This is a genomic window from Paenibacillus sp. lzh-N1 (assembly GCF_002872435.1).
Lineage (GTDB): Bacteria > Bacillota > Bacilli > Paenibacillales > Paenibacillaceae > Paenibacillus > Paenibacillus polymyxa_C.
On sequence record NZ_CP025696.1, the window covers coordinates 2,944,253 to 2,965,841 of the forward strand.

The following is a 21,589-nucleotide window of genomic DNA, read 5'->3' on the forward strand; positions in this document are numbered from 1 at the left end:
AACTAACCACAGCACAAATCACCTATGATCTTGACACCCCAGTATATTCAAAGATATTATAGATACAATAAGTCTGTGATTGAGGTGTAGTTATGAAATTTACCAAAGCAACCAATTATGCTCTGCATACCATGCTTATGCTTGTTACGGATTCGTCGGTGAAGCCTATAGGTGTTCAGCAATTGGCCGAAGCGCAACAAGTCTCACCTACGTATCTTTCAAAAATTTTGACGAGGCTTGTGAAGGCGGGGATGATCGAATCGGTCTCTGGAGCCAATGGAGGCTATCGCTTATCCCGCAATAAAGACGATATTACCTTTTTGGATATCATTCATGCGATTGAAGGGACGAATTCTTTGTTTGAATGTGATTTTGTCCATGGATCAGAATGTCTGATTCAAGCTGTAATGAGGGAAGCGGAGGAGAAAATGGAGAGCCATCTTAAAAATACAAAATTGGTCGATTTGGCGCAAAAGCAAGCGCAAATATAAAGGTAACGGCTAGATATAGAAAGAGGGTGGTTGTCAGTGATATGAAGTGTTTTTTTGTTTTTATTATAGATATAAAGAGTCTTTAATATCTTTGAAAAGGAGCTGAATGTATGTTGTACGATTGCGCTATTATTGGCGGAGGGCCCGCCGGATTGAATGCAGCCCTTGTGCTTGGCAGGGCAAGGAGAAGTGTGGCTTTGATCGATAATAACCGACCCAGAAATGCGGTTACGCATGCGTCGCACGGTTTCATTACGAGAGACGGCGTAACGCCGGCCGAGTTCCGCCGTGTAGCTTATGAGGAAGTACTACGTTATCCGTCTGTCCATCATCTGCCAACCGAGGTTATTTCGGTTACGAAAAAAGAATCCATATTCGAGGTGTTTGATTCTTCAGGCCTTCGTGTTCAAGCGCGAAAATTGATACTGGCGACGGGCGTAAAGGAGGTATTCCCTGAGATCGAAGGTTTTTATACGTTCTACGGGAAAAGTTTGTTTAATTGCCCTTATTGCGATGGCTGGGAGCTACGGGATCAACCGCTTGTCCTCGTCTCTGAGTCGCCAGCTATATATCATACAGCCAAACTGCTCCTGAACTGGAGTAAGGATTTGCTTGTCTGCACGAACGGTCAGGCATTCTTGTCGGACGAGCAAAAAGAACGACTTCAATCTAAAGGAGTCGTGGTCATGGAGCAGCCTGTTGCAGCGTTCATCGGTCACCACGGGCAGCTGGAGTATGCGTCCTTTACGGACGGCACTCAAGTCCCGAGAGTCGGCGGCTTTGTGACCCCCCAATTTGTACAAAGTACACCGTTTGGAGAACGTTTGGGCTGTGAAAGGACAGAGTCGGGCGGGATCCAAACGGATGGAGCGGGGAGAACCTCCATACCTGGTGTATATGCTGCCGGGGATTCTTCGTACTTCATGCCTTCTCAGTTGATTTTTGCTGCGGCCGACGGCAGTCGAACTGCTGCGAGCGTAAATCTGGATTTGACAGAGGAAGATTTCAACGAGTGTTGAGCATTTGAAATGTTCGATGTGAATCGGATGCTGGAAAAGGCCGCCATATAGGCGGCCTTTTTCTATTCACTTGATTATAATTCTGCGTCTATACAAGACCTTCTTTCAATAACCTCTGTATTCACGAGAACCTGAGTATGATGCTCCTGATTGTGATTAAGTCTTTCCATCAGCAAATTAACAGCCGTTCGGGCCAAAATATCCTTTTTCACATGAATGGTTGTGAGTTCCGGGCTAATGACCTTGGCTTCATGAATATTATCAAACCCCATGACAGAAATTTGTTCAGGCACTCGAATGTTCATTTCCTGAAACGTTTTAATAGCACTGATTGCCATATAATCATTCTCACAAAATAGGGCTGAAGGCAGCTCATTCAGTTCATGAATAGCTGTTTTAAATGATTCCTGTGACATTACAAGCATCGGATGCATATCGAATGTAAGCCCGTGATCTATGGCAAGATTGTGCTCCTCTAAAGCAGCCATGAACCCCTCTTTTCGTTTTGTAAAGTTAAGAATTCTGGTACTGGATTGTACGTATCCTATATTTCTGTGACCGGACTGGATTAAATATTGGCCTGCCTGGTACCCTCCAAGATAGTTATTAATAGATACAAAACTGGCATCAACGTGTTCAAAGCAGGTATCCAAAACTACGATATTGGAATGAATAGATTGTAAGGAATGAATAATCTCGGCAGTTAGATTGGTGCCCAGCAGAAGTATACCTGAAGAAGGCTGGTCCTTTTCCAGAGCAGACAGCTCTGCCTCCAGGCTATGGCTATCAAATGATGAAAAAATCAAAGTATTGCCATGTTCTCTCACTTGATTGGTAACATGATGGATCAATTCATTGAAAAATGGAAGTGATTCGTATTGCTCGGTCACGATGCCTGTATTTTTGCATGCAACAAAACGAATGACATGGTGACTCTTCGTAAATTCCTTATTTGACTTCATGGTACGTGGTCTATATCCATGCTCGTGGGCAATTCTTAAAATATGCTCTTTGGTTTCTTCGCTAACACCGGGTTTGTTATTAAATGCTAAAGAGACGGCTGATTTTGAAACACCGGCAAGCTTTGCAATATCATCTATTTTCAACATGGAACCTCCCATTGGACTAAACTATATAAATTATATCATGATTATATAATAAAGTTTAGTTTATAAATTAAACTAAACAAATGCCGCATAAAATGAGTTGACCTTTTCAGATACATAATGTTAATATTCAATTGTGAACGCTTTATTTAGTTTATTTTATTCGATATCGTATAAAATTATACATTAGTTTAGTTTTGTTTATGAGCGAAAGGGTGATTTATTTGAGTTTAAGTATTGCTAAAAATCAAAGAAGTTTTGTGGAAAAGGACAAGCCTTTCTTTTACTTGGCAGATACCGTCTGGAGCGTATTTACCAACGCCACGATTGAAGAGTGGAGCGATTACCTGGACTATCGAAAGATGCAGGGATTCAACGTTTTGCAAATCAACATGCTCCGGCAATGGGATGCCAGCGAATCAGACCTGAATCTACAACCGTTTGCATTACTGGAAAATGGAGATTTCGACTATCACACATTAAGCGTAGCCTATTTTGACCGGGCAGAAGTCATGATCCAGATGGCTGTAGAGCGCGGCTTTATTCCAGCCTTGGTACTTCTGTGGTGTAATTATGTACCGGATACATGGGCTGAAATGTTCCAGAAGGGCAATAAAATGCCGCTGGATTGCGTTGAAAGCTATGTAACTTATGTTGTAAACCGCTATTCCCGCTTCGAGCCTGTTTATTTGATCAGCGGGGATACTGATTTTCCTACAGAACGTGCTAATGCATACTATTTGAAGGCGCTGGAAACGGTACAGCAATTAAGCCCGGCAAGCCTAACTGCACTGCATATCCAAGGAAGATTGAGGGAAATTCCTGAAGCTTTTGAGCAACACAAGGGTCTTGGATTTTATATGTATCAATCAGGACATAATTCTCAGTTTCAGCATGTCGCCCACGAGATTGCCCAGCATTTTTACCACAAGCCGGAGATCCGTCCCGTCATCAATGGAGAACCTTGCTATGAACAGATCAGTTACAGCCGCAATGTGTATGGTAGATACACCGCACTGGATGCTAGAAAAGCAGCATGGCAAAGTCTACTCGCAGGCGGGGGAGCGGGAATTACCTATGGAGCGCATGGCATTTGGAGCTGGCATAAAAAAGGCAAGAAGTTCGGAATTGTAGAAGGAGAGGGCTTTGATAGTCCCTATGATTGGAGAACGGCACTGCGTTTTGAGGGCGCATGGGATTATTCCTTTATTAAATATTTATTTGAAATGTACAATCTGATCGGCATAAAGCCGCTGGATATTGTTTTAAACAAGACAGAGGAGATCAGAGCTGCGGGGAACGAGAATACCATCGTCTTGTATATCCCGGTTAACACGAAGGTGCGGCTAAGTATGAATGTGCAGGACTACAAGTTTACAACCATTGATTTAGCGGAGAGACGATTTGCCCAAACGGAGGTAGATGTCCAGGCTAATCAATCTGTCATTGATATGCATGGTTTTGAAAGTGATGTTGTGATCATCGGAACGAAATAAAACAGGAAAAGAATAGGAGTAAGGCAACAGGTGGAGTAGAAAAGTAGATAACGCATCCAAGTAGGAGTGATCATGATGGATTACCAAAAGACAGCCAAAGAAGTGCTTAGATCGGTGGGGGGAAACGACAATGTGAACAGTGTCATTCACTGTGTCACTCGTTTGAGATTCAAACTGAAGGATAATCAATTGCCAGATAAAGAAAAAATCAAACAGATTGACGGTGTTATTACCGTCGTGGAAAGTGGCGGACAATTCCAGGTGGTGATCGGGAATGAGGTTCCCAAAGTATACGAGGCTCTTTTGGATACGATGGGAGTAAAGCCTGGAGACCAGGCGGCTGAAGACGATCAAAAGAATGAAAAAGTGAGCCTGTTCAGTCGATTTGTCGATGTAATCTCAGGTGTGTTTATGCCCGTTGTTGGCGTGCTCGCCGCTGTCGGGATTTTAAAAGGACTGTTGGCCTTATGCACATCTCTGGGCTGGATGACTGATCAGATGGGTACGTATAAAATTTTATATGCAACAGCAGATGCTATGTTTTATTTCTTTCCGGTTATTCTAGGGTTTTCAGCAGGTAAAAAATTCGGAGGAAACCCGTATCTGTCTGCTGTTTTAGGGGCCGCCTTGGTGTACCCAACCATGACTTCCGCCTTTACGGATAAAACGGCACTGTCGTTTTTGACCATACCTGTCGTTCTGATTAATTATACTTCTTCTGTTATACCTATCATTATTGGGGCGTTCTTGGCAGCTAAGGTTGAAAAATTTATAAGTAAGTATGCACCTGCTTCCATTAAAATGTTCATTGTGCCTTTTCTGACCTTGGTCATTATATCACCGATTGTTTTTCTGGTTGTCGGGCCGATAGCAACTATAATCAGCGATGGGTTAGCCAAAGGCTCCATGTGGATTTACCAGTTAAGTCCGGCTATAGCTGGTCTCATTCTGGCCGGGTTCTGGCAGGGCATTATTATCTTCGGCTTGCATTGGGCGTTCATTCCGATTCTCCTGAATAATGTAGTTACGAACGGGTTTGATCCGATTAACGGTATGCTGTTCTGTACTACGTTTGCGCAAACAGGTGCGGCTTTTGCCATTGCTTTGAAATCACGGGACCCTAAATTAAAACCCATTGCCACTTCTGCCACAATCGCGGGTTTGATGGGGGTTACGGAACCAGCTATTTACGGAGTTACGCTACCTACCAAAAAACCGTTTATTTTAGCCTCGATCGCTGGGGGTATAGGAGGAGCTGTAGCGGGCTTACTCGGCTCAACAGCATATGGATTTGCTTCAGGCGGGATTTTTGGTATACCTTTATTCATTAATCCAAAGGGGATAGATACAGGCTTCATAGGCTTTATCATATCTTTGGTTGTAGCTTTTGTAGTCGGATTTATACTGACCTATCTTTTCGGCTATAAAAATGCAAAACCTTCGCCTGATATTAAAATTGCAAATGAAAGCAAAGAGGAAGAAAAAACGGTATTCAGTCCTTTAAACGGTGAATTGATTCGTTTGACCGCAGTGAAAGATGAGGCTTTCTCCAGTGGTTCGATGGGTCAGGGAGCCGCGATTATCCCCCTAGAAGGAGTAGCTTACGCACCTTTTAACGGAACTGTTGTTACCGTTTTCAAAACAAAACATGCGATTGGACTGATCTCTGAGGATGGAGTTGAACTGCTCATTCACATTGGAATTAATACGGTCAGCTTGAAAGGAAAACATTTCACTTCTTTTGTGTCTGAAGGAGATACGATTCGAAAAGGGGACAAGCTGGTTGAATTTGATCCAAAAGCTATAGTGGATGAAGGTTATGATCTCACCACCTCTGTTATTGTAACCAATACTGCGGTGTACACAGATATCTTAGCTGAAGAATCTAAGGATATTCATGTAGGAGATCGCTTATTGAGGATCAGATAGAATCCCAATACAATAATAGAGAGATAACTCATCAAGCTGACGATAACCCTGTGTAAAAATAGGGTTGTCGTCAGCTTTTTTGAATATGGAAACAGATTTTGCAGCATGTACTACAATAACAGGTTACCATACCCCCAACGAGTTCATCATCTGTCTGAAGGAGCGCACATATTTATCCGGCGCCAACAGGTTAACGATCCGTGTTCGCCCCTTCTGGCGGATAGATTCGCGATGAGGTACGTTGTTCATCAGTTCCAGTCCTTGCAGTACCGCCTGTAAAATGTCTCCCTGCTGATAAAATTTACCGGTTTCATTGTGATCAATGAATGCTCGTACCCCGTCTGAATCAGAGCTTAACACCGGACAACGACAGGCCATCGCCTCAGCTACCGCATAGCCGAATCCTTCCACCAGCGAAGTCGAGAGCAGATACCCGCCTGAGTCGCCAATCATGGAATAATACAAAGGCATTTTAGCATGAGGTACGCTTTTAAGACGCTCGATAATCGAGGACATACCAAGCTGAGCAAGCATGTCCTCGAATTGTATTTTATCCTCTGGCTGAGACAAAGTGTCATCATAGAACATCCAAATCCGAAGATCGGCACGATTTTTTAGCATCCAGTAAGAGATGTCGACAAAATGCCTCCAATTTTTATTGGGCTCCAATCGCCCAACCCATGCAATGACCGGATTAGCCGGGGGAGTGTTAGGTACATAATTAAATACGTTAGTATCCAGAACATTTGGGAATACAAAACGATTAAGCCATGGACATATGCTGGAAAATAGCTGTACGAGGTGAGTTGTTTCCGGTAGAAGTACCGCATTGGCATGATTATGAAGATACGGAACGGCATCTGCGACAATCCTTGCTGCTTCTTCGTGAGTGCCAAAGCCCTGTGATTCATAGATTAGTATCCCTTGGTAGCCCAACATTCGCAGTCTGGGGAGCATAGGATAGTCCGAAGAGACAATAATTGCATCGTACCGATGAGATTCCACCAGATTTCGAATTTCTTCTTCAGAGGAAGTCATGAAAACCGGAATATCGCCGTGCAGGTTTTGCATCCCTGTACCCTGCCGATAATAGAGAAGATGACATTCAATCCCGTCCTGAATGAGCGCTCTACAGCGTTGACGGTTCAAGGTTTCCACGCCACCGCTCGGTATATAAAAAGTAAATAGAACTTTGATATCAAAAACCTCCTTTGCCAACCACAAGCTCTTATACCAAGTTATTCAACCTACAGGACGGGGTGTGGGTTTCTACGGAAGCCTGGCTCGAATCAGCGCATAATTATGGCTGAGGCGAGAATCTTCCGGGGAGCGCTCTGTTGCTTCTTTCGCAAACTCACATGCTTTGTGCATTAGACCCAACTCGTAGCAAGCGAGGGCTTCAAGATCATATAGTGCACTGCGTTTATCGGCCCAGCGCGCCTGCGGCATGGCAAGATGCTGTTGCATCGTAGCGATGCACTCGTCCCAACGGGCATGATACAAGCGGAGCTGGTCTAATCGGATGCTGTGTTCTTCACCTTCCACAATATATTCAATACCTTATGAACCGGGCGTACCCAACGGTAGACGTAATGATATTAGATGTAGCATTTTATGTTCACATTTTAGACACATTATTTTAAGCTTCTATTTAAGTGATGTTAAGCTGAAGCTATATGTGGGGGATTATCATTAGAAATTAAAAGTGTAGCATGAAGTGCGAGGAGACCGCTTCGCGAAGGGTTTGAGCTTCCGATCGCTGTTGCTGTAGGATTCTTTTTGGATTAGATGAGATATTTATAGGTAAGAATCCTACAGCAAAGGCGAACGCTATCGCTTCTCTAGCTTCAAATCCTCCGCTTCGCTACTGCCTGCTTCCCATGCAACATTTTGGGGGAGAGGAACAGCAGGGAGAAGATTACGAACAAAGAAAGGGTGAAACATGTGCTCAAAGTGCAGCAGGTGAGCAAGTGGTATGAGGGCAACCGGGGCGTACATAAGTTGGATTTTGAAATGCAGCGCGGTGAAATTGTTGGTTTCTTGGGGCCAAATGGTGCGGGTAAAACGACCACGATGCGCATGATTACAGGATATCTTCAGCCAAACGAGGGAGTAATTACGATTGATGGTATCCCGATTCAGGATAAAGGGAGACAGGCTCGTTCCAAAATCGGTTATCTGCCGGAGACGCCCCCTTTGTATGGGGATATGTCTGTAAGATCCTACTTAAAGTTTGTAGCTAGTATTCGGGACGTGCCTGTGAGAGAGCAGAAGCTGCGTATTTCGGAGATGATTTCCCGGCTGGGCCTGAATGGACGTGAAAAACAATTGGTCCGTAGCTTGTCCAAAGGGTACAAACAGCGTCTGGGGCTGGCAGGTGCAATTATTCATAATCCGGATTTATTAGTGTTGGATGAACCGACCTCGGGTTTAGACCCCAATCAGATTTTAGAGATTCGTCAGCTCATTCAGGAGATTGGTGAAAATCATACAGTATTGCTCAGCACGCATATTTTGCCCGAGGTGGATGCTTTGTGCAATCGGGTGCTGATCATTCACGAAGGGAAACTGGTCATGGACGGGCGTCCTGACGCGCTCGGCGGTTCGATGGAAGACGGATTCAAGGTGAAACTGGAGGTCAAAGGCAAGCGTGAGCAGGTAATGGATGTTATACGAGCTTGGGGAAAAGTACAAGTTGAATCTTTGGCGCCTACTCTGCCATCAGTGAATACGAAGCTGACTGCCACAGAGCAGAATTTGACCGAATTGTTGCTTACAGGAGCTTCCGATGAGGATTTTCGCGAAGAGCTGTTTTTTGTGCTGTCGGATGCGAAGCTTCCGATTTTGGAAATGAAAAAAGAAAACCTAAGCTTGGAAAATATCTTCCAGCAGTTAACGACTCGCGAGACGGAAGAAGGTCAGGGCGGCGATCCAGCGGTTCATGATCTACATACCTCTAAGAATGAAGCAAAGGTCATCACGGCGGATCATGGAGAAGCCTCGGCCAGCGATAACAAGGTTGAAGAAGACAAGGATACAGGAGGTAATCGGTCATGAGGCGTTTGTTCGCAGTCTGTCAAAAGGAGCTGCAAGCCTATCTATGGACCCCAACGACGTATTTTGCGCTTGCGGTGTACATGCTGCTGACGGGGTTACTATTTTACACGAACTTTGTGATGTATCAGCCTAGTATTTTGGACTATCGGCTGGTACTCGGTGATACATTGTCCATGCTGGTGTTTGTTGTCCCATTACTCACGATGCGGCTGGTTGCAGAGGAATTCAGGCAGGGTACGGATGAGCTGCTGCTTACCTCACCTGTGAGTGTAACGGAAATCATGATGGGTAAATTTTTGGCATCGCTAGGCATGTTGCTCATACTGGTACTGTGCAGCCTGGCGTATCCGGTCGTGATGTCCTTTTATGGGACGCTGGATTGGACGCTGGTATTTACATCCGTGATCGGCCTGTTTATGCTTGGCGCAGCCATGATGGCAATCGGCTTGTTCGCATCAACGCTTTCACAGCATCAGATGATGTCAGCGGTCGTCAGTTTTATTCTTCTACTCGTGTTCTGGATGCTGGATTCGTTTGGTGGACAAACGGGCGCATCTGCGGCGCTGCAGCAGTGGTTGGAACCTTTTTCACTAACTGCACGGTTTGATAGTTTCACCAAAGGATTGCTGAATGGAGCCGATGTATTGTACTACGTGACGGTGGCTGCGCTCTTTTTGCTTTTTAGCATCCAAGTGGTTGAACGGAAACGGTGGAGGTAATGAATATGAAAAAATGGCTGGGTCATACCAATAGTATGGTACTATCAATTGCTGCTGTAGGTATTTTTATTCTATTGACGTTATTTCTGCGCTCGCTGGGAGGCTTTCAACTGGATCTGACGGCAGGCAAGCAGTATACGCTGTCTGATCAGACGTTGACGACCATTCAGGGTGTAAAGGAAGACGTACGATTAATTGCCTTTACCGTATCTACTTCGCAGAATCAGAAGCTGAACCGGGATGTTACGGATATGCTGAATGAATATGCCAAGCGTAACAAGAAGCTCAAAGTCGAGCAATACGATTTGAATCAGGAACCGATACTGGCTAAGCAGTATAGTGTTACTGCAGCCTCCATTGTGCTGGTGCAGGGAGAGAAAAAGCGGGTTATAGATATTGGAAGCCTATTTACGCAAGCCCAGGGGAGTGGTGAAGGGGCATACCAATTTACAGGGGAAGAAAAGCTGACTAGTGGACTGCTGGCATTGTCATCTACCCGTCAAGGAAAAGTGGTTTTTCTGACAGGGCATGAGGAAATTCCTTTGTCCCAAATGACCGAATTAAGCAGCTCATTGGCGCAAGATAATGTGAAAACAGAGGAAGTTCAGCTTAATCAAGCGGGTAGTGTGCCCAAAGATGCGTCTGTACTGGCTATTGTTGGACCAGAGCGGGATATTAGCGCGACGGAATTGAAAAGTATTCGTACGTATCTGAATGATGGTGGAAAGCTTTTTATGGCGTTAGGATTTCACCCGAACATGGGGTCCAACTGGAAAAATCTTGACGCATTAGCGGCTGATTATGGAGTGAAAGATACTCATGCTATCGTGGTGGATCAGGAACAGACGAATACGCTGGGCCCTCTATGGACGGTTCCTACCTTTGGCAGTCATGCGATTACTGATAAACTGGCGGCCTCTAATCTATATCCTGTTCTTTCGCTGTCTATTGCTTTGCAGGCAGGAGAGCAGAAGGATTGGAAGACGACGCTATTGATGAAATCTTCTGCAGCAAGCTATGGCGAAACGAATATCCAGGGACTGCTGAACAATGAAACGCAGAAGGATGACAAGGACCCACAGGGTCCGCTTGATCTCGGTTACGCGGTAGAAGGGAAAGACGGCAAGCCCAAAGCGGTTATTCTCGGAACGTCAGCCCTTCTAAGCGACACGGAGATCAGCACAGGAGGGAATCGAGACTTTGTGCTGAATAGCTTGAATTATGTGCAGGAACACTCTGATGGACTCACTATTCGTCCTCGTCAGGAGCAGGATTTTAAGGTAGCTTATTTAACTGCTGCACAAGCGAAAACGGTATTGGCCATATCTGTCGTCGGATTGCCGCTGCTGTTCGCGGTGATCGGAATCTTATTATGGTGGAGGCGAAAAAGTGCATGAGAAAATGGATACCCACAGTGCTGCTGCTAGTTGTATTGGGAGCGGGTATAATCTATGCCAAGAGCCAAAACTTCTTTCGTGAACAAGCCCCGGCGGCTCGCCAGCTCGTTCAGCTTACGCAAGGAGATATTACGTCTTTTGCGATCACTGGAAAGGACGGCAAGTCAGTGGAACTTAATCAACGTGATGGCAAATGGAGCATGAGTAAGCCACGATCTTACCCGTTAAATCAATATACAATAGACAATTGGCTAGCTGCGATTCAAAATGTAAAGATGGGTGGTGTCGTGGAATCATCCCCCACAGACGTAGCCAAATATGGAATTAGCGCTACCAATGACCAGATTGAGATTAAGACCAAGAAGGGTGACGTTCGTACCTTTGCCTTCGGTGAAACGCTGCCTTCCGGAGATGCTGTCTATGTACTATCAGACCAAAAAGAGATAGCTTCCGTACCTATAGATACACTTTCGGGTTTGCTGCTGGGTGCTGATGATTTTACAGATACAACGCCGTTTGATTGGGATGATACCAAGCTGAGCGGAATAGAGTGGGAAGGCCAGAATGCCTCATGGATGCTCCGATCCTCCGGTAACAGTGGAACTGGAGATAGTGCTTCCGCATCTTGGACGCTAAACGGCAAGTCAGTAGCCGGTGATACGGCAACTTCCCTCTCACAGCAAATCAAGAACCTGGCTAGCAGTCAGGCCTTGCGCAAAGCCTCCGAGCTGAACAAGCCTGTTCACCGCTTTACGCTGAGCATATCGCTGGGCAAGGAAGATTCCCAGCTGGTCTATCAGGGCTGGACACTTAACGATGATCCAGATACCGTGTGGGTTGTACCGCCACAAAGCAACTGGGCTTATGGCCTGTCCGCATCTGATGTGAACCGTGCTGAACAGAGTGGTCATGACCAGGCTAAGGCTAGCCAATAATCATTACATTTATAATAGCTGAACAAAGAGGCTCCAACGGCGAATAATCGTCGTGTGGAGCTTCTTTGTGTTCGTTATTCATCAGGCTTGCTGCTTTTGGAAGAAGGGCTGTTATTGTCGTTTAAATCTTGGATGACCTGAATCAGCTCATGAAGTGAGAGATCCAGCTTATCCAACTTTTCCTCCATCGTGTGCAGGATGTGCCGCAATAAAATAAAACAAAGTCCAGCCGGAAAGCCTACGTTGGTAACCAGAGAAAGAGCATCATCCATCTGCAATGTATTTCCCTCCTTTTTAGCCATATATAAAGGAAGGTAAATTAAAAGAACCATATACAACTGATTGTAAAAATAGTATAATAAATAAGAACAAGTGTTCTGTTTTGGTTGTAAAATAGGATTGCAAATTACCCTATAATATGAGGATTTAGAAAAAGTCAAATCCAAAGAGAAAGGGTGATTTATATTGGAAAAATCTCAGCTAACATTGGTCGAACAATACCGAAAGAAGTTGTACCGCATTGCTTGGAGAATCCAGTATCGTGCTCGGGTACAAACCAATCATGAATTTGTAATGGAAAAGAACGAAACTGTCATCGCTCCATCTTTTACAGAATCTGCAAACTCCAATATGTACACACTACAGCTTATCAACTCTCTATCTTCTGAGATCGGAAAAATGATCATCTTTGACCTTTACATACTAGACAAAACCGAAGCACAGATTGCAAAAGAGTTAAAGCTATCCCAACAGGCGGTGAATAAATGGAAAAAGAAAATGCTCAAAGAGTTATTTCGGATGCTGAGTTCGTCCAATGGCTCAAATTAGCACAAAGTGGGGATCAGGAGGCCATGAGCAGGATACTTTATTTGTTCGAGGAAGACATTCAGAGGACGAGTCGGTATATACGTATGTCCCGTGAAGATGCTGTTCAAAGTATCGTGGTTGATTTTATTGAAGAACTACGTCAAGAGCTGAAGACAGAGATATAGAAAAAGTGGACAATGGATGTAGCCTTGTCTATCCTTATCGGTAGGTTTAACTTATGTGACGGAGGGCTTATATGTTTATGAGTGATAGCAGGGCTTTATTCGAAAAAAATATGAAGTTGTATCCAGTTAACCGTATTCGCTCCAATGTTATCATTCTTGTTTTATTGCTGTTAGATCTGTTTTTGACTATTCCCTTAATGGGAAATCCCTACATTGCAGTTTATGTTTATGTGCTGATGCCACCGATTGTTCTGATTAATATTTGGGCGCTTGTACTGGTCATAATGCCACGCAAATTGCAGTTGAATTATGTTTTATTCCGTGGTGTATTTGGTTTGGTATGCTCTATTGGCTTCATGATTATGACACAAAAGTTTGCTTATGGTATGTTGGGTCTGGATACTCCATGGTATTTTATAAGTTCTTTTGCCGCTTATGGAATCGCTTTATACTGCTATATCAAATATCATCTGGCGAAATTCAAAAATCCTTCAACTTATAAGAAAGAACCAAAAGTGAAGAAAAAACACAAGCGAGAAGCTGTAGTAACGATGACCACATTTACCGGGGCTGGTTATTTGATAGCCAATCTTTCCCTCGGATTTGCTACACAACAATTCGTTGCTACAGTATTGATGTGTGTATACTCCATGCTTGCATTTGTTCTTTTTCATTTTATTATGGAGCTGCACCGCTATTATTGGCTTCATAAACTGAGGAATCAGACAACGGATTGAACACAATACATGGATTACACTATAATTTCTCTATAAAAGATGTTTGGAATAATAAATAAGCCTGCGAACGCCTACACTATGATGGGTGTTTGCAGGCTTTTTAGGTTGTAGATTTATTTAGTCAACATACTTGTTGCCGTCAGCGTCAATATAAATGGATTGAACTGCTGTACGGCGGTAAGGATATCCTGCTGCTGTGGTGCCGTTAATTTCATAGGTTACGGAATAGATGCCTGGCTTGTCCGCTTTGGAAAGCTCAATTTGCCCAGTAGGAGTAACGGTTTTTTTCTGCAATGTCAGACCTTTGGACGCTGTAGTCATTCCTTGTTGCGGATCACCATAGTATTGAACTTGGTAAGTGACTTGTGTAACGCTGGTTGGGGAATCCTGGGACTTCAGATTTAGTCTCGGGCCCACTGCATTTAGATTGTATTTGAGCTCAGGGACCTGAGCGGCATGATAGCGTGCAATCAGGAGATATGCACCATGATCAGGAATTACGGCGTTCAACTTATAAATGCCTGGTTGGGGATTGGTAACTACTGCACTATGATGCCAGGCACCAGCAAAGATTTCTTCATCACGACCTGCTTTCACATTAAGCAATTCGCTAGTACCGTCAGGTTTGGTCAGCTCAAGCTGACTTACACGTTTATCGCTGATCCAGTCCAGATCAATGGATTGGACACCATTTTCAACCGTGAGGGTTTCGGAGGCTTTTCCATTATAATCGCCGCCTCGAATAAAATATGAATTATCGATCTCGTTATAGGTGGATTGTACAGCAGAAGCAGTCAGGGAAGACGCTGCTGAAAATGCCTCAGTTTCCTGATTCAATGCTGGAGTGTTCGCTTGGAGGTAAGGTAGGATCAGGGAGAAGACGTAAGAACCGGTACGAACCTTGGCATGATCCCAGGAACCGATTTTAACTACACGTCCGCCGGGAAGCTTAGCATTGTCGACTGTGACCACTCCATCATTTTTGCCGAAGGATGAGAGATACATTCCACCCAGTATGTAGGAAGCAGTGCCGCCAGACCAGTTATCACCAGCAAACGTGAAGAATGGAATTGTAGTCGCGTTACTGAGTGCATCCGTTTTGGTTCGGAAATACTTCATATAAGATGTTTGTAACGTAGAGGTGCCGGGATTTTGTGAGCCGACGATATCTGCCAGCCATCCGGCCCAGCTGCTGTAGGCGAGATCTGCAAGTTGTGAGCCATGATGGGGACTGCTGAGGGTGATGACACGTTGTACATAAGGAGCTGCTCCGTTATACACGAGAGCGGTTTGAGTATCCACTCCACCTTTGCTGTGGGCGATGATGATGAGTTTTTTTCCGAAATGATTACTAATGACTTTGATTTTGTCGGCTAGAAGCTTGCCATTGTCCCACATATCCTGGGATGTGCCATTCGCATCGTACAAATTAATGGTGGCCGTCTGGTATCCAGCGTCACGTGCTTGCTGAAGCATATCATTATTATTCTTGGTCCACACTTCGGCGCTACTGTTCAAACCATGTACAAACAATAATGCGGGTTTGGCAGGATCAACGCGATTAGGTGGTGGGCCTTCTGTCCAGCTTCCGGCGGGAGCTTTCGGTGCTTCAGGTGTAGTGGAGCCTGCAAAAGCACCGGCGGGGATAAGAGTGACGGATAACAAAAAAATGAGCATCAAAACGGTGAACTTCTTCAAACTGTAAATCCTCCTTTTTGTAAAATTAAGTATTTCAAACTTATTATACATGCCATCTTGTGGTAAATCATCAATTGTATTTCATATTTACATTAAAATTTTATTTTTTCAGTCATTTTTTAGTCAGGATATCCCTAAGATTGATGGCGCATGCTAATCTCGTCACACATTTTATATGTATGGAGGATGAGTTCATGCCAGGAACTAAGAAAGTCATCAGTTTTACGATTTCAGCTGCTTTACTCGCCAGCATGGCTGCTTTAACCGGGTGTGGAAATGCTGATCATAACGTTCGTACGAACAGTACACGCTATAACGCGCAAAGCACACAGCATATGGATGGTGTGAATCGCTATGGTTTAGATGGTGTAAACCGTATGGATGGTGTGAATCGTTATGGGGTTAAATCCAACGGTATGGACGGGATGTCATTGAATGAAAATGGCAACAGAACCGGACATCCAATCCGTAATCTGCAAGTCGATCGCAACTTGTCCAAACGTATATCCGAGATGCCGGATGTAAAGTCTGCGACAGTATTGGTTGGTGAACGACATGCCTATGTAGCCGTTTCCTTGAAAGACCAAGCTAACGGAACGGGTGTCGGTGCTCCAAGCATTGACGGTACTCCGAGTGCTAATAATATTGGGCGTAACGGGAATGTACCGAGTGTGAATGGCGTTAATGGCACCAGAGGAAACCGAACTACAGGTACTACAACGCCTGGAATGACAGACAATGGAGTTACCGGGAATGGAACACCTGCACGTCGTGATGACGGTTTGTTCGGTACGATGGGTACAGGATCGTACGGTATGTTGCGTGGCTTGACGGACAACAACAATCGCACAGATAACGGCAACAACACCATCGAGGGAGCAAGAACTGCATATGAACCAACTGATGCAGTCAAGAGCCGTATTGCTAACAAGATTAAGCAATTTGCACCTTCCATTGAACAGGTGCATGTATCGGCTAACCCGGACTTTGTTAGACAAACCTCTGACTTTACACGCAGTGTACAAAATGGTCATCCGATCAGAGGCTTGAGCAATGAAATGGTGGATGTGATTGAACGTGTATTCCCGACTTCGGCGGCTGATACAAACCGTCCAATGGAAAATACAACACCAACACGTCCACAAAATAATACGCCCGCACCGATGAATCATCGCTAATTCAAACCCTTAATTGTGAATATCCCAAAAAGAGCTATCCCATCTCGGCGAGTTACGCTGATGGAATAGCTCTTTCTTTTGCGGGGATTATATAACTATGACGATTTGCGCACTCCTTTAATCCATACACCTTGCAGATTTAAGTCGGCATCCAGCAACAAGACGTCTGCTTGTTTACCTACTTCAAGTGAGCCTGTTCGATCAGCTATGTTCAGGGATCGAGCCGGATTCAGGCTAGCCATTTGTGATGCCTCGGGGATACTCAAGCCTACATGTTGAACTAGATAACGGAAGCCCTCAATCATCGTTAGTGTGCTTCCTGCCAAAGTGACGCCATCCTCCAGTCGTGCGACACCATCCTGTACAATCACTGGCAAATCACCGAGTTTATAATGACCATCTTCCAGCCCGGTGGCTGACATGGCATCGGTGATGAGGATGAGATTATGGTCCTGCTTTAACTTGGCAAGCAGGGAAATAGCAGCAGGATGCACATGAATGCCATCTGCGATGATTTCTGCTTCAATGCGCGGATCAGCGAGTACGGCTCCCGCAGCTCCTGGCTTGCGGTGATGCAGTGGAGTCATGGCATTAAAGGTGTGCACGGCATGGTTCAGGCCCGACGATGCTGCCTGTTCAACCTCTTCATACGTAGCATCCGTATGACCGAGTGCCGCAGTAATGCCGTGGCTACGCAGCCATGCGATGAGTTCAAGGGCACCATTTTGTTCAGGCGCAAGTGTGACCTGGCGAACAAGGCCCGGATAGCGCTGCTCCCATTCTGCCATCCAAGCGAGGTTCGGAGGCACGATATGTTCCGGGTTTTGTGCTCCTGCCCAGTTCGGACTAATGAAAGGTCCTTCCAGATGCACCCCCTCCAACTGCGCATGGGGCATGGGATATGCCATGTATGTGTGAACTTCTTTTAATACCCGTTCAATTCGTTCCTTGGGCGCGGTCATAGTAGTAGCCAGCATAGCCGTCGTTCCTTGCGAACTGTGAAAAGAGGTGATTGCATCCAGCACCCTCGGATCAGAGTCCATAAAGTCCTCACCGTTACCGCCGTGAATATGAATATCAATAAAGCCTGGCAGCAGGTACCCCCCCTCCTGACGAACAACATTCGCCGCTTGTGTGGCAACTTCTTCAGGATTGCCTAAGACCAATGAGGTCCAGTCCACGGGCATATCCTCCTCTGAACCAGCGTATACAATGGATTGCCCCTCAATGATGACAACTCCGTTGGGAATGATGTCATTCCCAACGACGACTTGACCATACAATAGCTGCGGTATGTTACCGTTCATTTCATCTGACTTCATTTGAGCCATCCTCCTGCTTCCTGATCCAGTAAAATAAGCACGTTGGGGTGACATTGCAGCAGGGAAGCCGGACACTCTGTTGTGACGGGTCCAGTTAAAGCCTGCCTTATAATGTCGGCCTTCTCTGCGCCAAAGGCCACCAGCATAATTTGCTTCGCCTTAAGAATGGTGCCAACCCCCATCGTCACTGCTTGTCTGGGCACTGCATTGATATCGCCAAAAAATCGGGCGTTCGCTGAGCGCGTTCTTTCTTTCAAATCTACAACATGTGTGGCTCCGGTCAAGCTGTGACCGGGTTCGTTAAAGCCGATATGGCCGTTATGACCAATGCCAAGCAATTGGAGATCCACAGGTCCATGATCCAGAATGGCCTGCTCGTGCGCTGCACATTCTGCTGTGAGATTTAGGGCATTCCCGTTAGGGACGCGTGTATGAGATATGGGAATGTCGATATGCTGAAACAAGTGCTCATTCATAAAGCTTCGGTAGCTCTGCGGATGTTCTGGGGAGAGACCAACATATTCATCAAGATTCACGGAGTAGGCGCGAGCAAAGCTCACCTGTCCCTTGCGGTACATATCTGCAAGATGTCGGTAAATGCCAATCGGCGTACTACCGGTGGCCAAGCCCAGCATAGCTTGTGGTTTGGACAGCAGCAAGCTGGCGATCACAGTGGCAGCAGTAGCGTTCAGGTTTTCACGGCTGTTCAAAATGCGAATGTTCATCTTTAGTGCCCCCCTGGTTGTTTTTTAAGCTTACTCACTTGTTGATATGAACCTTCCAATCTCGGAATATATTTGTCAAAATTCGCGCTCACCATACCTGTAAACAGGATATCTATAATATGAAGCTGGGCGATGCGGGAGGCCATGTCTCCACGTCGCATTCCTTCCTCCAATGAGGAGGAAAATAGCGCAATATCCGCAAGGCTTGCCAGCGTATTGTTTCCGAAGGAGGTCAGGGATAATGTTTTGGCACCCTGTTCCTTTGCACAGCGTAGAGCCGCAATGGTCTCCTGGGTTTCTCCTGAATAAGAGACGGCAAAGGCCACATCCTCCGCTCCGAGCGAGGAGGCAGAGGTAATCTGCATGTGAGAATCTGCGAAAGCAGTGCTATTCTTGCCAATACGGATCAGCTTCTGGTAAAAATCCTGTGCCACAATCGAGGATGTTGCCATCCCATAGAGATCAATACGGCTTGTGGCTGACAGCCATGCAATGGCCTGCTCTAGCTTGCCCAAATCCAGCAACCGGGTGGTGTCTGCAATGGAGGCCGTATGGTTTGCCTGAATAGCCTGCACGATACGGGAAAGTGAATTTCCAGCCACAATGTCCTGATAGGATTCTTCACCTGTAAGGTTGGAATGGGACAACTCGGCGGCCAGCTTCATTTTGAAATCGGGATACCCTTTAAAATGTAGTGATTTGCAAAACCGTGTAACGGTTGCAGCACTCACACCGCAACGCTCTGACAGTTCCCGAATACCCAGATGCAGCACATCCTCCGGGGCTTGCAGGATAGATTCCGCCAGCTTACGCTCTTGTACAGGCAACTGCTCCAGTCGATGGGATAATGTATGAAGAATGGGGGACATGAGCTGTGCTCCTTTAGCTATATAATGCTTTTGTGAAAAAAAGTATCATTTAATTAAATGAAATTAAGAAAAATATTTTCGTGTATATTGTAAAATAATTACGCACTTCATACAAGAGGGAAGAGGCTGATCACTTTCAAGTGCAGCTTCTATAAATGAATAATAAATGCAGAAAAATTTGTAGAAGTTATCATACATTAATTTACATTTTGCGACTTTTACTTACAAAACAACCTATTGACTTGTCTCTTCAATGGAGGAGTATAATTGAATATAGTTCCAATCAAGGAATTTTACTAGGAGCTTTTCAAAGGGCATCGTTGGACGGAAGAGTAGGATCTCATTCACAAGGAGGAGTTTGCTATGCAAAGCCAAGTGATTGAAATGATCAGCGCGGTCAAGGAGGATCCTGAATTGGTCGCTAAGCTGAATGGACATTCGGACATTATTCATGATGCGGGACTGGATTCATTGCAGTTGGTTCATTTCATGCTGCAAGTGGAGGATGCATTTGATGTGGAGATTGATTTTGATTCCTTTGAGTTGGAACATCTCCGTTCAGTAGATGCGTTTTGCAGTTACATTCAAGGAATTAGCGATGCGGAGCAAGTGTCGCACCCGGAAGGTATGGAGACAGTCTGAACGCAGGGTAGACTTTGCCTGAAAATCCATTAAACGAGGTGTTAGCATGCAGCCCAAAAGCAATGTGCTGATTGATGAGAAGGCTTTCAAGCTCATCAAGCGTAACCTGAAAAACGCTTCCGTGTCTTATCGTAACGCAACACAGGATCCGGCTTTCAAAACGGACATGCCCCAGACGATCGGTATTAAGCTGACTAACCGTTGCAACTTAAGATGTACGCACTGCTTTGAATGGAACGAGGAAGGCTATCATCACCAAATGGATAAAGAAGAACAGAATATGGATCTTGCCCCGGATATGCTTCGGCAGATTTTGAGCGAAACGAAGGAAGTGAAGTCCAGACTGTACATGTGGGGTGGTGAACCGATGTTTCACCGGCGCTTTGATGAAATTTTGGACGTGCTGGCGGAAGATCGGCGTGAAATGACCTTTTGTACAAATGGACTACTCATTGATAAATATTTGGACCGGATTTTGGATTTGTCCGAAAATCTGGAGTTGTTAATAGCGATTGAGGGTTTTGAAAAAGAACACGATTTAATACGCGGTAAAGGCACCTTTCAGAAAACAATGCGGCAGATGGATAAGCTGATTGAACTTCGCGATCAGGGATTGTACAAGGGACGGGTAACTGTCCATGCGGTCATTAACGATAACATGATCGGACGGATGTACGAATTTCTGCAAATGCTGGAGGATAAGAGGCTGGATCTGGTGCTGCTAACGTTCCCCTGGTACATTTCCAAAGAAACCTCCTTTAAAATGGATGAATATTTTACACGTAATTTCTCCTGGCTCCGACAACTTGAAGAAAAAAATATTAGTAGCTGGCATGCTTTTAAATATAAAATCAACCCGGCTAACATCGACCCTCTGATGCAGGAATTACAGCGGATCAATGAGCGGGTATGGAACATTCGCGTGCGTTATCAGCCCGGCTTGGATTATGAGGAAATTGATAAATTTATACATGGCGAGGAAATGGTCAGCCGTTGTTCCAATCATTGTTTGGCGCTCACCTCCAGAACAGATATTTTACCAGACGGAAAGGTTATGCCTTGCAAATTTTTCAGTGAGTTCACGATTGGAAGTTTGCGTGAGCACAGTCTGAAGGAAATATGGAATTCGGATGCGTATGAAAAAACCCGTCAAAAGATTAATCATGAAGGATTGACGCCGGTGTGCTCCAAATGCAGTGTGCTGTATCTGCATGGGGCAGGCTCTCTGAAATACATTTAGTTTCCTATGAATCTCCTATGGAATATTGTTTGCTACT

At 45.1% G+C, this 21,589-nt stretch carries 21 protein-coding genes; 14 read left to right on the plus strand and 7 right to left on the minus strand.

The genetic code is table 11. From position 1 onward, the window contains the following. The first annotated feature begins 92 nt into the window (after positions 1–92). Positions 93–491 (plus strand): Rrf2 family transcriptional regulator, encoded by a 399-nt coding sequence (locus C0638_RS13405; protein WP_013372810.1) that lies wholly within the window; start codon positions 93–95, stop codon positions 489–491. 110 nt (positions 492–601) lie between these two features. Then, entirely contained in the window at positions 602–1,510 is a 909-nt protein-coding gene (locus C0638_RS13410) for an NAD(P)/FAD-dependent oxidoreductase (protein ID WP_102163550.1), read from the plus strand. Positions 1,511–1,584: 74 nt separating this feature from the next. Here the strand turns inward: C0638_RS13410 and C0638_RS13415 are convergent, their stop codons facing one another. Beyond that, on the minus strand, positions 1,585–2,616 hold the full coding sequence (locus C0638_RS13415; RefSeq protein WP_058712000.1) for a LacI family DNA-binding transcriptional regulator: 1,032 nt from the start codon (positions 2,614–2,616) through the stop codon (positions 1,585–1,587). Between the two features lie 215 nt (positions 2,617–2,831). Here C0638_RS13415 and C0638_RS13420 point away from each other — a divergent pair, with 215 nt between their 5' ends. Together C0638_RS13420 and C0638_RS13425 are read left to right on the plus strand one after the other, a co-directional pair. Beyond that, positions 2,832–4,112 carry a glycoside hydrolase family 140 protein gene (locus tag C0638_RS13420; protein WP_058712486.1) on the plus strand — a complete coding sequence of 427 codons (1,281 nt, stop codon included), beginning with the start codon at positions 2,832–2,834 and terminating at the stop codon, positions 4,110–4,112. 75 nt (positions 4,113–4,187) lie between these two features. After that, positions 4,188–6,041, plus strand: coding sequence for a beta-glucoside-specific PTS transporter subunit IIABC (locus tag C0638_RS13425; protein WP_058712485.1), 1,854 nt, complete (start codon positions 4,188–4,190; stop codon positions 6,039–6,041). Between the two features lie 123 nt (positions 6,042–6,164). Here the strand turns inward: C0638_RS13425 and C0638_RS13430 are convergent, their stop codons facing one another. Next, entirely contained in the window at positions 6,165–7,259 is a 1,095-nt protein-coding gene (locus C0638_RS13430) for a glycosyltransferase family 4 protein (protein WP_040102980.1), read from the minus strand. A gap of 726 nt (positions 7,260–7,985) precedes the next feature. On the opposite strand from C0638_RS13430, the gene C0638_RS13440 reads away from it, so the two are divergent. The 4 genes from C0638_RS13440 to C0638_RS13455 are packed head-to-tail and all read left to right on the plus strand — an operon-like array spanning position 7,986 to position 12,149. Next, entirely contained in the window at positions 7,986–9,098 is a 1,113-nt protein-coding gene (locus C0638_RS13440) for an ABC transporter ATP-binding protein (protein ID WP_058712483.1), read from the plus strand. Then, positions 9,095–9,817: an ABC transporter permease gene (locus tag C0638_RS13445; protein ID WP_013372800.1), complete on the plus strand. Its 723-nt coding sequence runs from the start codon at positions 9,095–9,097 to the stop codon at positions 9,815–9,817. The genes C0638_RS13440 and C0638_RS13445 overlap by 4 nt, the downstream gene beginning before the upstream one ends. Positions 9,818–9,822: 5 nt before the next feature. Next, positions 9,823–11,214: a GldG family protein gene (locus C0638_RS13450; RefSeq protein WP_025675296.1), complete on the plus strand. Its 1,392-nt coding sequence runs from the start codon at positions 9,823–9,825 to the stop codon at positions 11,212–11,214. Beyond that, positions 11,211–12,149 carry a DUF4340 domain-containing protein gene (locus C0638_RS13455; RefSeq protein WP_040102981.1) on the plus strand — a complete coding sequence of 313 codons (939 nt, stop codon included), beginning with the start codon at positions 11,211–11,213 and terminating at the stop codon, positions 12,147–12,149. The genes C0638_RS13450 and C0638_RS13455 overlap by 4 nt, the downstream gene beginning before the upstream one ends. A gap of 74 nt (positions 12,150–12,223) precedes the next feature. Here the strand turns inward: C0638_RS13455 and C0638_RS13460 are convergent, their stop codons facing one another. Continuing rightward, positions 12,224–12,427: a hypothetical protein gene (locus tag C0638_RS13460; RefSeq protein WP_013372797.1), complete on the minus strand. Its 204-nt coding sequence runs from the start codon at positions 12,425–12,427 to the stop codon at positions 12,224–12,226. A 187-nt stretch (positions 12,428–12,614) separates the two neighbouring features. Between C0638_RS13460 and C0638_RS13465 the strand changes: the two genes are divergently transcribed. The 3 genes from C0638_RS13465 (at position 12,615) to C0638_RS13475 (ending at position 13,878) form a co-directional block, all read left to right on the plus strand. Further along, positions 12,615–12,977 (plus strand): hypothetical protein, encoded by a 363-nt coding sequence (locus C0638_RS13465; RefSeq protein WP_040102982.1) that lies wholly within the window; start codon positions 12,615–12,617, stop codon positions 12,975–12,977. 23 nt (positions 12,978–13,000) lie between these two features. Next, on the plus strand, positions 13,001–13,141 hold the full coding sequence (locus C0638_RS25695) for a hypothetical protein (protein ID WP_230493740.1): 141 nt from the start codon (positions 13,001–13,003) through the stop codon (positions 13,139–13,141). A 71-nt stretch (positions 13,142–13,212) separates the two neighbouring features. After that, positions 13,213–13,878, plus strand: a complete 666-nt coding sequence (locus C0638_RS13475) for a hypothetical protein (RefSeq protein WP_058712481.1) — start codon at positions 13,213–13,215, stop codon at positions 13,876–13,878. A gap of 117 nt (positions 13,879–13,995) precedes the next feature. Here the strand turns inward: C0638_RS13475 and C0638_RS13480 are convergent, their stop codons facing one another. After that, a complete protein-coding gene (locus tag C0638_RS13480) occupies positions 13,996–15,576 on the minus strand; it encodes an esterase/lipase family protein (protein WP_058712480.1) in 1,581 nt (526 codons plus the stop codon). A gap of 194 nt (positions 15,577–15,770) precedes the next feature. Here C0638_RS13480 and C0638_RS13485 point away from each other — a divergent pair, with 194 nt between their 5' ends. Continuing rightward, complete coding sequence (locus tag C0638_RS13485) at positions 15,771–16,754, plus strand: YhcN/YlaJ family sporulation lipoprotein (protein ID WP_013372792.1); 984 nt, start codon at positions 15,771–15,773, stop codon at positions 16,752–16,754. 95 nt (positions 16,755–16,849) lie between these two features. On the opposite strand, the gene nagA is transcribed toward C0638_RS13485, so the two are convergent. The 3 genes from nagA to C0638_RS13500 are packed head-to-tail and all read right to left on the minus strand — an operon-like array spanning position 16,850 to position 19,670. Continuing rightward, positions 16,850–18,076 carry an N-acetylglucosamine-6-phosphate deacetylase gene (gene nagA, locus C0638_RS13490; RefSeq protein WP_058712479.1) on the minus strand — a complete coding sequence of 409 codons (1,227 nt, stop codon included), beginning with the start codon at positions 18,074–18,076 and terminating at the stop codon, positions 16,850–16,852. After that, the gene (nagB, locus tag C0638_RS13495) at positions 18,073–18,801 is read right to left on the minus strand and encodes a glucosamine-6-phosphate deaminase (RefSeq protein ID WP_058712478.1); all 729 of its coding nucleotides are present in this window, start codon (positions 18,799–18,801) and stop codon (positions 18,073–18,075) included. Before nagB ends, nagA begins: the two co-directional genes overlap by 4 nt. Before the next feature lie 2 nt (positions 18,802–18,803). After that, the gene (locus C0638_RS13500) at positions 18,804–19,670 is read right to left on the minus strand and encodes a MurR/RpiR family transcriptional regulator (RefSeq protein WP_058712477.1); all 867 of its coding nucleotides are present in this window, start codon (positions 19,668–19,670) and stop codon (positions 18,804–18,806) included. Between the two features lie 363 nt (positions 19,671–20,033). Between C0638_RS13500 and C0638_RS13505 the strand changes: the two genes are divergently transcribed. Together C0638_RS13505 and C0638_RS13510 are read left to right on the plus strand one after the other, a co-directional pair. Further along, positions 20,034–20,312 carry an acyl carrier protein gene (locus C0638_RS13505; RefSeq protein WP_013372788.1) on the plus strand — a complete coding sequence of 93 codons (279 nt, stop codon included), beginning with the start codon at positions 20,034–20,036 and terminating at the stop codon, positions 20,310–20,312. Positions 20,313–20,358: 46 nt separating this feature from the next. Then, a complete protein-coding gene (locus C0638_RS13510) occupies positions 20,359–21,552 on the plus strand; it encodes a radical SAM/SPASM domain-containing protein (protein WP_013372787.1) in 1,194 nt (397 codons plus the stop codon). Positions 21,553–21,589 lie beyond the last annotated feature (37 nt).